At 71.9% G+C, this 12,414-nt stretch carries 11 protein-coding genes; 3 read left to right on the top strand and 8 right to left on the bottom strand.

The window, feature by feature from the left end; translation table 11 throughout:
• Positions 1 to 2 precede the first annotated feature (2 nt).
• Positions 3 to 902, top strand: a complete 900-nt coding sequence (locus ACQEU6_RS38970) for a transposase (protein WP_499328793.1) — start codon at positions 3 to 5, stop codon at positions 900 to 902.
• Between the two features lie 250 nt (positions 903 to 1,152).
• Positions 1,153 to 1,707: a hypothetical protein gene (locus ACQEU6_RS38965; protein ID WP_499338706.1), complete on the top strand. Its 555-nt coding sequence runs from the start codon at positions 1,153 to 1,155 to the stop codon at positions 1,705 to 1,707.
• 162 nt (positions 1,708 to 1,869) lie between these two features.
• Here ACQEU6_RS38965 and ACQEU6_RS38960 read toward each other — a convergent pair whose 3' ends face one another.
• The 6 genes from ACQEU6_RS38960 to metH all read right to left on the bottom strand — a co-directional run bounded on the left by ACQEU6_RS38960 (position 1,870) and on the right by metH (position 9,906).
• Positions 1,870 to 2,127 carry a hypothetical protein gene (locus ACQEU6_RS38960; RefSeq protein WP_499338705.1) on the bottom strand — a complete coding sequence of 86 codons (258 nt, stop codon included), beginning with the start codon at positions 2,125 to 2,127 and terminating at the stop codon, positions 1,870 to 1,872.
• Positions 2,124 to 2,978 (bottom strand): hypothetical protein, encoded by an 855-nt coding sequence (locus ACQEU6_RS38955; protein ID WP_499338704.1) that lies wholly within the window; start codon positions 2,976 to 2,978, stop codon positions 2,124 to 2,126. The genes ACQEU6_RS38960 and ACQEU6_RS38955 overlap by 4 nt, the downstream gene beginning before the upstream one ends.
• Positions 2,979 to 3,054: 76 nt before the next feature.
• Complete coding sequence (locus tag ACQEU6_RS38950) at positions 3,055 to 4,038, bottom strand: SRPBCC family protein (RefSeq protein ID WP_499338703.1); 984 nt, start codon at positions 4,036 to 4,038, stop codon at positions 3,055 to 3,057.
• 159 nt (positions 4,039 to 4,197) lie between these two features.
• Entirely contained in the window at positions 4,198 to 4,842 is a 645-nt protein-coding gene (locus ACQEU6_RS38945) for a formylglycine-generating enzyme family protein (RefSeq protein ID WP_499340495.1), read from the bottom strand.
• Between the two features lie 42 nt (positions 4,843 to 4,884).
• On the bottom strand, positions 4,885 to 6,204 hold the full coding sequence (locus tag ACQEU6_RS38940) for a HEAT repeat domain-containing protein (protein WP_499338702.1): 1,320 nt from the start codon (positions 6,202 to 6,204) through the stop codon (positions 4,885 to 4,887).
• A gap of 96 nt (positions 6,205 to 6,300) precedes the next feature.
• On the bottom strand, positions 6,301 to 9,906 hold the full coding sequence (metH, locus tag ACQEU6_RS38935; protein ID WP_499338701.1) for a methionine synthase: 3,606 nt from the start codon (positions 9,904 to 9,906) through the stop codon (positions 6,301 to 6,303).
• Between the two features lie 169 nt (positions 9,907 to 10,075).
• Here metH and ACQEU6_RS38930 point away from each other — a divergent pair, with 169 nt between their 5' ends.
• Complete coding sequence (locus ACQEU6_RS38930) at positions 10,076 to 10,705, top strand: nucleoside/nucleotide kinase family protein (protein WP_499338700.1); 630 nt, start codon at positions 10,076 to 10,078, stop codon at positions 10,703 to 10,705.
• On the opposite strand, the gene ACQEU6_RS38925 is transcribed toward ACQEU6_RS38930, so the two are convergent.
• Together ACQEU6_RS38925 and ACQEU6_RS38920 are read right to left on the bottom strand one after the other, a co-directional pair.
• The gene (locus ACQEU6_RS38925) at positions 10,702 to 11,091 is read right to left on the bottom strand and encodes a DUF6221 family protein (protein ID WP_499338699.1); all 390 of its coding nucleotides are present in this window, start codon (positions 11,089 to 11,091) and stop codon (positions 10,702 to 10,704) included. The two genes, ACQEU6_RS38930 and ACQEU6_RS38925, sit on opposite strands and share 4 nt — an antisense overlap.
• Before the next feature lie 58 nt (positions 11,092 to 11,149).
• Positions 11,150 to 12,403, bottom strand: a complete 1,254-nt coding sequence (locus tag ACQEU6_RS38920; RefSeq protein WP_499338698.1) for a lipase family protein — start codon at positions 12,401 to 12,403, stop codon at positions 11,150 to 11,152.
• Between the last annotated feature and the right edge of the window lie 11 nt (positions 12,404 to 12,414).

Below are 12,414 nucleotides of genomic sequence, written 5' to 3'. Positions count from 1 at the left end.
GTGTGAAGACAAACCTGGACGCCCTTCTGACCGCACTCTACGTCCATCTGGACGATCACGTCCTGCGGTCGGCCGACCGCACCCGCAGACGCGGCCCCGACCGCACCCTCAACGACGCTGAACTGGTGTGCGTCGCTGTGGCCCAGGTCCTGCTCGGCTGCGATTCCGAGCGGCGGTGGCTGCGGACCGCGCCCGGCAGGATCGGGCACCTGTTCCCGCGGCTGCCCGGTCAGTCCGAGTACAACCGGCACCTGCGCGATGCCGCGCCCGCTCTGTTCGCCGCTTCGATGTGGCTGGTCCGCCAGACGCCCTCCTGGCAGGAGCGGCTGCGGCTGATGGACGGCACTCCGCTGCGCTGCGGCGCCTCACGCACCACCGTGCACCGCTCGGCCCTGGGCGAGATCGCCGGCTACGGCATGGACAAGTCCCACCACGCCTTCTACTGGGGCGCCAAACTGATGCTGATCACCACCGCCGAAGGCGCGGTGTGCTCCTTCAGCCTGGCCCACCCCAAAGAGCTGGACGAACGCAAACAGGCCGTGCACCTGCTGCACGTCCAGCAGGCCGCGCCGGGACCGTGCCCGATCGTGTGCGACAAGGGATTCGCCGGAGCCGGGGTGGAAAAGGCCGCCGCCGACCTGGGCCATATCCTGATCCGCCCCGTCCGCGACGACGAGCCCGAACCCGCCGTGAAGGTGTTCCCCAGCTGGCTGCGCCAGCGTATCGAGGCGGTGATCTGGACACTGAAGAACCAACTCGGGCTGGAACGCCACGCCGCCCGCACCACCGAAGGCCTGTGGACGCGCCTGTGCCAGCGCATCTGCGCCCTCAACGCCGCGATCTGGCACAACTGGCTCATCGACGCCCCAACCAAGCGATCACTTACCGCCTACGACCACTAACCAGAGCACTCAACAACCCCCATCAACGATCTAGCCCCCGGAGCGACCGCAGACCCGAGAATCTCGAACATTTGATCGAGCCTTGGACCGGGTGGGCCGGGTGCCGCCGCCAGGCGAGAACGCCAACTGATCGTTTGCCGGGACGGCCGTACTCGGCACGGTAGTCCCCGAGGCCGCGATGAGACCACGGCCGCTCAACAAACAACCGGTGCACGTGCCAGGCACGCGCACCCCAGACAAAGGAAGCACCATGAAAAAGCTTCAGCCGCTTTCCAAGAGCCGGCAGCAGGCCTTCGGGGTCAGGCTCCAGGAGATCTGGACGGACGCGCGTCGGCTGGTCGCGACCATGAAGCGCACGCTGATCTCCGTCGCCGCGGGAACCATCGTCGGCGTCCTCTTCGGAGTCGTCATCGGGACTCTGGGCTACGCCGTCCAGCTCGCCGACAACTGGCACGACGGAGCCGGCTTCTTCACCTACGGTGACTGGGGCGGCTTCGGCCGCAACCTCCTCACCGGCGCCACCGCCGGCGCCATCGCCGGCTTCGGCGGCGCCGTCGCCGGCCGCATCGCGGGCAACCTCGACAAGCCCGAGCGGGTGAAGGCCATCCGTGTCGCCCACATCTGGGTGATCACGATGATCGCGTTCAGCATCGTGTGCGTCCCTATGGCCGCCTTCGGCGTCACCGTCGTTTCCATCTCCGGAACCGCCGTCGGCACCCTCGCGCGCGTCGTCGCAAGCGTTCTCTTCTGCGCCTGCCCCGTCGCCGCGGGTTTCATCGTCGGCGCTGTCCGCGCCGAGGACTGACCCACTCGCGGGGCCCGGAAGTCACCGGGCCCTGATCCCCGGGGGGTCTGGCGCACGCCAGGCCCCTCACCCTTTCACCCCCCAGCGGCCCGAGGCAGTGACGCGGCATCAGCACCGCGCCGTCCTCGCCCGCGACCCCGATGCTGGATCAGCCTCCGACGGTCACTCTTCAGGCGGGGTGAGTTTGGCGGCTACGGCGTAGTCGATCTGGATGTCCTGGTAGGTGGTTCGGGCTTCGGCCTTGTCCGGGAGGTTGGTTCGGGCGCTTCCGGAGGCGGACTCGTCCGACGAGCCCTCGGTGAACGTCACCGAGACGTCGGGGACCACGTCGAAGCGGAGTTCGTCGGCTTTCACCTTGGCGGTGAAGAGGATGTCCGCCGTGCGCTGGAGGCCTTCGTCCGGGAGGTCGCCGGGGCTCATGAGCGCGTGCCTCCTCGTTGCTGGGAGACCATCCTCAGGAGGGCCCTGCCCAGTTCGCGGACGGAATCCTCGGTCTCGCGCAGGGCTCCCTGGAGTGCGGTGACATCCTGCTCCTGGTCGGACGTCTCGGCTCCGTCCTTCGTGTCCTTCTCTCCCTCCGGCTCGTCCTCGTCGTCGGACACCTCGCCCGCGCCCTCGCCCACCTCCTCGGCGGCTCGGCCGGCGCCTCGGCCCACCTCGCTGACGCCCTCGCCCGCGCCCTTGCCGACGTCCTTGACGGCGCCGCCCGCGCCTTCGCCGACGTCCTTCACCGCTCCGCCCGCGCCCTCGCCGACGCTCTCGACGGCGCCGCCGGCTCCGCGGCCGACGTCCTCCACGGCGCCCCTGGCGCCCTTGCCGACCTCGCCCACGGCGCTGCCGGTCCCGGAGCCGATGTCGCTCACCGCCGGCTCCAGGCCGCGGCCGATGTGCTGGAGGATCTCCGGGTTGCGGTCGAGGGTGGTCAGGACGCGGTCGACGATGACGGCCACGTTGTCCAGCCGGACCTGGAGCTCCGCCTCCGCCTCGACCCCCTTGATCTCCAGCTTGACCCGGCCGAGGAACACGTCCGCGCCGACGTTCAGCTTGAGCAGGTCGAGGACCTCGGCGACGAGCGAGACGTGCGCCTCGAGGTTGTCGACCTCCAGCGAGATCTCCTCCACCTTGAGCTGCGGGACGTCGAGGTGGACGTCCGGCCCCTCCGGGGGCTGCGCCCGCCTGTCCGGTTGCAGCGTCCTGCCGGTCAGGCCCTCGGAGTCATCGCGGGACCCGTTCTCCTCGCGATCCGCCTTGCCGGACGCGCCGTCGCTCATCGTTCCCCCCGATGCTCGTTCCTGGTCCCCGGGGGTCTCCTTGCCCCCTCAGCGCCGCCTTCCACCAGCGGAGACGTCAGGCGCGGGCGCTCTCGGCCTCTTTCTCCTCCTGCTTCTTCCCCTCGTCCTCCGCCTTCGGCTCGTCCGTCTCGTCCTGCTTCGCCTCCGGCTTCTCCTGCTCCTCTTCGCGCTCCCCGGCTTCCCGCTCCTCCTTGAGGGCGTCCTCGTGGGTCTTGACGACCTCGCCGTCGCGGATCTCGCCGCGCCAGCCCTCGACCTCCTCCTGCTCCAGCAGCGTCCTGGTCATCATGTGGCGCTTGATGTGCTTGAAGTCCAGACGCAGGCGGCGGCCCTGGGCGCGCCACATGTTCGCGGTCTTCTCGAGGAAGCCGTCCGGGTGGTACTCGGCCACCAGCAGGACCCGCGTCATGGACGGCGCCAGCTCGTGGAACGTCACGGCGCCGTCGACGTAGCCCTTGGGGCCCTTGGACTTCCAGACGATCCGCTCGTCGGGGACCTGCTCGGTGATCGTCGATTCCCAGGTGCGGTGGGACAGGAAGATCTGCGCCCGCCAGTTGATCTTCTCGTCGGACTCCTGCTCGACGCTCTCCACCTTCTTGGTGAAGCTCGGGTAGTCGGCGAACTGCGTCCACTGGTCGTAGGCCACGCGGCGCGGGAGTCCGACGTCGAACTCCTCCATGATGTCGGTGACCTTCATCTTGCCCTGGCCGCCGCCCTTGCCGTCCTTGCCGCCACCGCCGACGGCGCTCTTCACCTTGTCCTTCACCAGTTCCTTCGCCCCGCCGGCGCCGGCGCTGAGGCCCGCCTTGATCGGGGACTCGCCCTCGACGATCTTCTTCGCGCCGGTGGCCGCCGCCTTCCCGGCGGCTCCCCCGCCGTTCCGGGCGTCCAACCGCTCGGTCAGACCCTCGATCCGGCCGCTCGCCTTCTCCAGCGCCCGCACCATGAGCGCCTGGACCAGGGCGCGGCCGGCGTCCTTGAGCTCCCCGACGGGGAGGTCCTGCGCCTTGCCGCCGTTCCCCGTGTCCGCTTCCGCCATGATCAGCCTTCGCTTCCTTGCCGACTTCCCCCGTCTCTCACGGCATAGCCCGAGGAATCGGGACTAAAACGGCAAAAGCGCCACTGGCCAGCAAAAACGAACGATCTACCATCCCTGTGAGCGCGGACGGCCGGCCCTTCCGGACAGCGTGAAGAGCGGTCAGCCGGCGGCGGAACGCGCCACGCGGAAGCCCACGTCGTCGATCCGGAACGTCGGGTGGCTGCGGCGCCGCACCGACGCCCGGCAACTCCAGTGCTCGTCGGACCAGCCGCCGCCCCGGAGCACCCGGTAGGCGCCGTAGACCTCGGCGTCGTAGAGGTCCCAGCACCACTCCCAGACGTTGCCGAGCATGTCGTGCAGGCCCCACGCGTTGGGCCGCCTGCCGCCCACCTCGTGGACGTGCTCCTCGGCGTTGCCGCGATACCAGGCGATCTCGTCGAGCGGGCCGTACCGGGGGCCGGTCGTGCCGGCGCGGCAGGCGTGCTCCCATTCGGCCTCGGTCGGCAGCCGGTACCCGTCGGCGGAGGCGTCCCACTCGGCGCCGTCGGCATGGAGGCGATAGGCGGGCGCCAGCCCCTCACTCCCGGAAAGGGCGTTGCAGAACCGGACCGCGTCCAGCCACGAGACGCCCTCGACGGGCAGCCGGTCTCCCCGGGCGGTGCTCGGCCGCTCAGCGGTGACCCGCGCGTACTCCGCCTGCGTGACGGGGAGCGCCGCCAACCGGTACGGCGCGAGGTCGACCGGCCAGCTGCGGCGCGTCCGCCGGTCCGACAACGTCACCGTGCCCGGAGGGACGGCGACCATCTCGATGCCCATCGGCAGGTCATCCTACTGACACCCGCCGGGTCAGATCTCCAGCACGCCGGGCGGATGGCCGTGGCGGCGGCCGCAGGAGGTCAGCGCCAGGACGCCGTGACCCTGGACGGACGTGCGCGGGCCCAGAGCGGACGGGTCGACCGAGGCGCGGGCCGCGAACGTGGTGGCGTGGCACTCGTCGGGGATGCCGAGCTCCTTCTTGACCTGGGCGTAGCGGGCCTGGAAGGCGGCGCTGTCGTGGAGGTCGACGTCGTCGAAGGCGTCGTCGGGGAAGGCGTCGTCATGCGGGAGGACGAGGCCGTCCTCGGCGGGGTGGGAGCCGATCTGTTCGTCCGGGTCGAAGACGTCGTAGTAGCGGACGATGTCGCCGTCCTCGGCGACGCACCAGGCCGTCCAGTCGTCGCCGCAGCTCGCGCCGTACCAGTGGGCCGCGCCGAAGCGGCGGCTCAGGCCGCGGCAGTGCTCCTGGACCGCGGCGGCGTCGATCTCCTCCTCCTCGTGGTCGAAGAAGGGATCGCCGAAGACGAGGGTCCAGCCGTCCAGGCATGGGGTGACGTAGGCGCGGCGGCAGGAGCGGTGGTCCCCGCGCCAGGCGTGCTGGTCGTGGTTCCAGGCGGACGCGCCGAGCCGCATCGTGACGGGCTCGGGCCCGGTGAGCCCGAAGGCGTCGAGGACGGCGTCGCGGTCGCCGGTGGGGACGGCGTACCAGGTGCCGCACAGGTGCATGGGCCCGGGCGTCTCCGTTGCGATCTTGGCGCGGATCAGCCGCCGGACGAGGGCCTGGTCGCGGTCGTCCAGCGCGGACGGGCCGCCGACCGCGGCGAGGGCTTCCAGGGCGCGGCGGCGGGCGGCGCCCCGGGAGCGGCGGATCCCGCGCAGGAGAGGGACGACGCCGGGGCCGAGCTCCTCAAGGGCCCAGACGACGCGTTGCCGGACGTCGGGGTCAGGGTCGTCGAGGAGGGCGAGCAGGGCGGAGGCGTGCGGCAGCGCCGCCTCCCCTCTGAGTTGGAGGACGTAGGCGGTGTCCGCGCGGACCTTGGCGCTCGGATGGCTCAGGCCGGGGACGAAGGCCGCCGGGTCGGCGATCTCCAGACCGCTGTGGGCCCAGCCGCAGCGGCGGGCGACCTCGGCGGTGGGCGCGGCCGCCATGGCCTCGCGCAGCGGTTCCAGGGCGGGGAGCCCGAGGCGCCGCAGGACGGTCGCGCCGGTGGTCCAGTCGACCGGGGAGTCCTCGTCGCACAGGACGGCCAGGACGGGCCGGACGGCGGGCTCGCCGACGGCCGCGAGGGCGTCCCCCGCCGCCTTGTGGTCGGGTCCGGCCAGCTGATCGATCAGTGCCTGTATCTCCACGCGAGGATGCTCCCACCCCGGTGACATCCACGGTCCCGCGGGTGTCACCGGAGGGGGGCGGGCGCGTGCCGGGCCTCCCCGCGACGGCGGAGGCCGTCAGGACGGGTCGTAGGCGAGGTTGGGGGCGAGCCAGCGCTCGACCTCGGCGACCGGGAGTTCGCAGCGGCGGGCGTAGTCCTCGATCTGGTCCTTGCCGACGCGCCCGACCGTGAAGTAGCGCGACGCCGGGTGGGCGAAGATCAGGCCGCTGACGCTGGCGGCGGGGGCCATCGCGTACGACTCGGTGAGCTTCATGCCGAGGCGGCCCGCGTCCAGCAGGTCGAACAGGGTCTGCTTGAGGCTGTGGTCGGGGCTCGCCGGGTAGCCGAGGGCGGGACGGATGCCGCGGAACCGCTCGGCGTGCAGGTCCTCCAGGGCGGGGTCGGCGTCCGGCTCGAACCAGGCGCGGCGGGCCTCCAGGTGGACGTACTCGGCGAACGCCTCGGCGAGGCGGTCCGCGAGGGCCTTCACCATGATCGACTTGTAGTCGTCGTTGTCCTGCTCGTACTTCGCGGCGAGGTCCTCGGCGCCGAGGATCGTCACGGCGAAGCCGCCGAGGTGGTCGCCGGACGGGGCGATGTAGTCGGCGAGGCAGCGGTTGGGGCGTCCCGCCGGCTTGGACGTCTGCTGGCGCAGCATCGGGAAGCGCGCGGCGCCGGGCAGGACGATGTCGTCGCCGTCGGAGTGCGCGGGCCAGAAGCCGTAGGCGCCGTGGGCCTCGAACGCGCCGTCGGCGATGATCTGGTCGAGCAGCTCGTTGCCCTCGTCGAACAGCTCGCGCGCGACGGGCTGGTCGAGGATCGCCGGGTACTTGCCCTTGAGCTCCCAGGCCAGGAAGAAGAACTGCCAGTCGATCATCTCGCGGATCGCGGAGATCTCGGGACGGACGATCCGCACGCCGGTGAAGCCGGGCGCGGGCAGGTCGCCGAAGTCGACCCCCTCCCGGTTCTCGCGGGCCCGCCCCACGGTGAGCAGGGGGCGGCGCTGCTTGTTCTCGTGCTGCTCGCGCAGCCGCGCCTGCTCCTCGCGGTTGGCGGCATCGAGCGCCGCGGCGCGCTTGCCGTCGAGCAGGTCGGAGACGACGCCGACGACGCGGGAGGCGTCCAGCACGTGCACGGTCGTCGCGTCGTAGGCGGGAGCGATCTTCACGGCGGTGTGCTGCCGGGACGTGGTGGCGCCGCCGATCAGCAGCGGCAGCCGCATGCCGCGGCGCTCCATCTCCGCCGCGACGGAGACCATCTCGTCCAGGGACGGGGTGATCAGCCCGGACAGGCCGATGGCGTCGGCGCCCTCCTGGACGGCGGTCTCCAGGATCTTGGCCGCGGGGACCATCACGCCGAGGTCGACGACGTCGTAGTTGTTGCAGCCGAGGACGACGCCGACGATGTTCTTGCCGATGTCGTGCACGTCGCCCTTGACCGTCGCGAGGACGATCTTGCCCTGGCCGCGGTCGCCGAGGACGCGGCCGGCGGCGAGCGCCTCCTGCTTCTCCTTCTCCATGAAGGGCTCCAGGTAGGCGACCGACCGCTTCATCACGCGGGCGCTCTTGACCACCTGGGGGAGGAACATCTTGCCGGAGCCGAACAGGTCGCCGACGACCTTCATGCCGTCCATCAGCGGGCCCTCGATGACGTCGAGGGGGCGCTCGGCCTCCTGGCGGGCCTCCTCGGTGTCGGCCTCGATGAAGTCGATGATGCCGTGGACGAGGGCGTGGGAGAGGCGGGCGGCGACCGGCGCGTCCCGCCACGACAGGTCGATCTCCCGTTTCTTCCCCTCGCCCTTGACGTTCTCGGCGAACGACACGAGCCGGTCGGTGGCGTCGGGGCGCCGGTCGAACAGCACGTCCTCGACCAGTTCGAGCAGGTCGGCGGGGATGTCCTCGTAGACGGCGAGCTGCCCGGCGTTGACGATGCCCATGTCGAGCCCGGCCCGGACGGCGTGGAACAGGAACGCCGAGTGCATCGCCTCGCGGACGACGTCGTTGCCCCGGAAGGAGAACGACAGGTTGGAGATGCCGCCGCTGGTGCGGGCGCCCGGGCAGCGCTCCTTGATGAGGGGCAGCGCGTCGATGAACGCCTTGGCGTAGCCGTTGTGCTCGGAGATGCCGGTCGCGACGGCGAGGACGTTCGGGTCGAAGATGATGTCCTCGGCCGGGAACCCGACCTCCCGCGTGAGCAGGTCGTAGGCGCGGCCGCAGATCGAGACCTTGCGCTCGGTGGTGTCGGCCTGGCCCGTCTCGTCGAAGGCCATGACGACGACGCCGGCGCCGAAGTCGCGGATGCGGCGCGCCTGCTCCAGGAACGGGCCCTCGCCCTCCTTGAGGCTGATGGAGTTGACGACGCCCTTGCCCTGGACGGTCTTCAGCCCCGCCTCCAGCACGCTCCAGCGCGAGCTGTCCACCATGATCGGGATGCGGGCGACCTCGGGCTCGGTGGCGATGAGGTTGAGGAACGTCGTCATCTCCCGCTCGCTGTCGAGCAGGTCGGCGTCCATGTTGACGTCGAGCAGGTTCGCGCCGCCGCGCACCTGGTCGAGCGCCACGTCCACGGCGGCCTGGTGGTCGCCCGCCTCGATGAGCCTGCGGAACTTCTTGGAGCCGGTGACGTTGGTGCGCTCGCCGATCATGACGAAGCCGGTGTCGGCGCCGATCGCGAACGGCTCCAGGCCGCTGAACCGGCTGGCCGCGCCGGGAGCGGCGAGCTCGCGGGGGGCCAGCCCCCGCACGGCCTCGGCGATCCTCGCGATGTGGTCCGGGCCCGTCCCGCAGCAGCCGCCGACGGCGTTGACCATGCCGGACGCGGCGAACTCGCCGACCTTGCCGCTCGTCTCCTCCGGGGTCTCGTCGTAGCCGCCGAAGGCGTTCGGCAGGCCCGCGTTCGGGTGGCAGGCCGTGTAGGTGCCGGCCAGGCGCGCCAGCTCCTCCACGTGCGGGCGCATCTCGTCGGCGCCGAGCGAGCAGTTCACGCCCACGACCAGCGGCTCGGCGTGCTCGATCGACCGCCAGAACGCCTCGACGGTCTGCCCGGACAGCGTCCGGCCGGACAGGTCGACGATGGTCACCGAGATCCACAGCGGCAGGTGCGGGGCGACCTCGCGGGCGGCGGCGATCGCGGCCTTCGCGTTCAGCGTGTCGAAGATCGTCTCGATCAGCAGCAGGTCGACGCCGCCCTCGGCGAGCGCGGCGATCTGCTCGGCGTAGGCGTCCTTGACCTGGTCGAACGTGACGGCGCGGTAGGCCGGGTCGTCGACCCGCGGGGACAGCGAGAGCGTGACGTTCAGCGGGCCGATGGACCCGGCGACGTAGCGGCCGCCGAACTCCTCGGCGGCCTGCCGGGCCAGCCGGGCGCCCTGCACGTTCATCTCCCGGACCAGGCCCTCCAGGCCGTAGTCGGCCTGCCCGATGCTGGTCGCGGTGAAGGTGTTGGTGGTCGTGATGTCGGCGCCGGCCCGCAGGTACTGGCGGTGGACGTCCAGGATCACGTCGGGGCGGGTCAGGTTCAGCAGGTCGGGGTCGCCGGTGACGTCCTTGGAATGGTCGTCGCCGATGAGGTCGCCGCGGTAGTCGCCGGGGGTCAGGCCCGCGCCCTGGAGCATCGTGCCCCACGCGCCGTCCAGTACCGCGATCCGCTGCTCAAGAAGTTCGCGCAATGGAGTCTGAGTCATGTTTTCGAGCACCTCCCATGAATCTGGGAGGCGCCCTTGCGGGGTCGGGTGTCTCGGGCCGAGCGTGGCGGGCTCTCGCCCGTTGCAGCGCCTCTCGGCCCGGTACCGAGGTTACATTCCGAGGGCCGGTGTGTCAGGCGCGCATGGGGGTTGCGGGCAGGATGAGGTGATGCGCGCACGACCGATCTCGCCGTCCCTGGTGGTCGAGGAGCTGGCCGACCGGATCACGGCGTCCGGGAAGGGCTCCTGGTCGCGGGTGGCGGTCGACGGGGCGCCGCCCGCGGCGCCCTCGGACCTGGCCGACGCGCTCGTCTCGCCGCTGCGCGCTCTCGGACGGGACGTCGTGCGGGTGTCGGCGCGCGACTTCCTGCGCCCGGCGTCGCTGCGCTACGAGCGCGGGCGGGACGACCCGGACGTCCTCTACGACGAGTGGCTCGACCTGGGCGGGCTCGTCCGCGAGGTGCTGGGGCCGCTGGAGCCGTCCGGCACGGGCAGGGTCCTGCCGAGCCTCTGGGACGCGGCGCGCGACCGGGCGACCAGGGCGGACTACGTGCGCGTCCAGCCCGGCGGGGTCCTGCTGCTCGACGGATCGCTGCTGCTCGGCCGGGGGCTGCCGTTCGAGCTGACCGTCCACCTGTTCCTGTCGCGCGGGGCGCTGGCCCGCCGCACGGCCGATGACGAGGCGTGGACGCTTCCCGCCTACGCGCGCTACGACGCCGAGGTCGGGCCCCTGCGCGCCGCCGACGTCGTCCTGAAGGTGGACGACCCCGGCCACCCGGCCCTGATCACCGAAGCCTAGGGCCGCCATTCCTCCTGGTAGGCGGGGTGGTGGGCGTGGGGGAGCGCGAGGAGGCGCAGCACCGTCCCGCGGACGGACTGGGCCGCGTCGAGCTCGGGGGTGCGGTGGCCCTGGCCGAGGATCCAGGCCTGCTTCTCGTAGTCGTCGACGATCTGGCGCTTGGCGGCGACCTCGGCGAGCGCGCGGGACGGGTCGTGGCGGGCGATGTGCTCGGCGTACGCGTCGTTCTCCGCCATCGCCACGTAGGCGGGACCGTCCGTGCCGGGATCGCCGGTGTCGGTGCTGACCGTGCCGGAGGGGGTCGCCTTCCAGGGGACGCCGGAGCAGGCGCGGGCCATCTGCTCGTCCCTGTCCAGCCGGGCGCGGAGGAACTCCACCAAATCCATAGGGCCATCCTGCCCCTTGCGGAGCGGGATGGCCCCAGGGCCAAGGGGTTCAGGGGGTTCAGGCGGCGCAGTTGCCGGTGACCGGCTTGCCCGCGAAGCGGTCGCCGAGGAACGCCATCGCGTCGGGCTCGCTCCAGAGCATGCCGGTGGCGTGCTCGGCGAAGGTGTAGGTCTTCCAGGTGACGTTGGCGCCCTTCGCGCACCACGCCTTGTGGAGGGCGTCGGCCTGCCCGGCGGGGATGATCTCGTCGTAGACGGCCTGCGTCTGGAGCACCGGGGCGCTCGGGGCGGTGGAGCCGAGCTTGTTGGCGTCCAGGCGCCGCCGCCACTCGGGCGTGGCCAGCGGGTCGCTGGTCGTGTAGTCGCTGATGTGCTTGAAGGCGGTCTGGACGACCGTGAGGGGCCCGTCGAAGCTGACCAGGCACATCTCCTGGGCCTTGGCCAGCAGCGCGCGGCCGTCGTCGTTGAGGTACTCGGCCAGGTCGAGCTCGGGGTAGGCGGCGTCGTAGCCGACGGCGGCCATGAACATGAGCGCGACGAACGGGGAGCCGTCCAGGCCCTTGGCGACGGCCTGGAGGTCGGCCGGGACGCCGCCCGCGAACACGCCCTTGACGGCCAGCTCGGGGGCGTAGGTCCTGGCCAGCTCGGCCGCCCAGCCCGCGGTGGTGCCGCCCTGCGAGTAGCCCCAGAGGCCGACCGGCGAGCCGCCGAGCCCGGCGTCCGGGAGGCGCTGCGCGGCGCGGGCGACGTTCAGCAGGGCCCGCCCCTGGGAGCCGCCGACCTCGTAGGTGTGCCGGCCGGGGGTGCCGAGGCCCTCCATGTCGGTGACGGCGACGGCCCAGCCGCGGCTGAGCGCGTCGGCGATGAACAGCTCCTCGTAGTCCATGCCCTGGGTGAGGGTGTAGGACGGCGCGCAGGCGTCGCCGAGCCCGCGCGTCCCGACGGCGTAGGCGACGAGCGGCCGCTCGCCCTGGCCCGTCCACTCCTTGGTGGGGACGAGGACCATGCCCGACACGGCGGCCGGCTGCCCCTGCACCGTCTCCGACCGGTACAGCACCTGCCAGGACCTGACGCCCTCGTACGGCGAGTGGCCGACCGGGTCCACGGTGAACACCGCGGGACGCGACCGGATGACGTCACCGGGCGCGCCCGCCGGGAGCGGGGAGGGCGGCTGGTAGAACGGATCCTCGGCCGGGGGCCTCGGGTCCCGCGGCACCGCGGCGGCGGTGCCCTGGAGGGCGGCCGCCGTCATGGCGAGGCCGAGGCACGACGCCACCGCGGCGCGCACGGCCCGGCGAACGGTGATGGACATGGCGGGCAACC

Source organism: Spirillospora sp. CA-108201, from assembly GCF_050936235.1.
In the GTDB taxonomy this organism is placed as follows: domain Bacteria; phylum Actinomycetota; class Actinomycetes; order Streptosporangiales; family Streptosporangiaceae; genus Spirillospora.
This window is presented reverse-complemented; position numbering and strand designations above follow the sequence as displayed.

Excerpts from the sequence above, each read along its gene's own strand:
- ACQEU6_RS38965 (WP_499338706.1), top strand. The coding sequence starts at position 1,153 with ATGAAAAAGCTTCAGCCGCTTTCCAAGAGCCGGCAGCAGGCCTTCGGG.
- ACQEU6_RS38960 (WP_499338705.1), bottom strand. The coding sequence starts at position 2,127 with ATGAGCCCCGGCGACCTCCCGGACGAAGGCCTCCAGCGCACGGCGGAC.
- ACQEU6_RS38955 (WP_499338704.1), bottom strand. The coding sequence starts at position 2,978 with ATGAGCGACGGCGCGTCCGGCAAGGCGGATCGCGAGGAGAACGGGTCC.
- ACQEU6_RS38950 (WP_499338703.1), bottom strand. The coding sequence starts at position 4,038 with ATGGCGGAAGCGGACACGGGGAACGGCGGCAAGGCGCAGGACCTCCCC.
- ACQEU6_RS38945 (WP_499340495.1), bottom strand. The coding sequence starts at position 4,842 with ATGGTCGCCGTCCCTCCGGGCACGGTGACGTTGTCGGACCGGCGGACG.
- metH (WP_499338701.1), bottom strand. The coding sequence starts at position 9,906 with ATGACTCAGACTCCATTGCGCGAACTTCTTGAGCAGCGGATCGCGGTA.
- ACQEU6_RS38930 (WP_499338700.1), top strand. The coding sequence starts at position 10,076 with ATGCGCGCACGACCGATCTCGCCGTCCCTGGTGGTCGAGGAGCTGGCC.
- ACQEU6_RS38925 (WP_499338699.1), bottom strand. The coding sequence starts at position 11,091 with ATGGATTTGGTGGAGTTCCTCCGCGCCCGGCTGGACAGGGACGAGCAG.
- ACQEU6_RS38920 (WP_499338698.1), bottom strand. The coding sequence starts at position 12,403 with ATGTCCATCACCGTTCGCCGGGCCGTGCGCGCCGCGGTGGCGTCGTGC.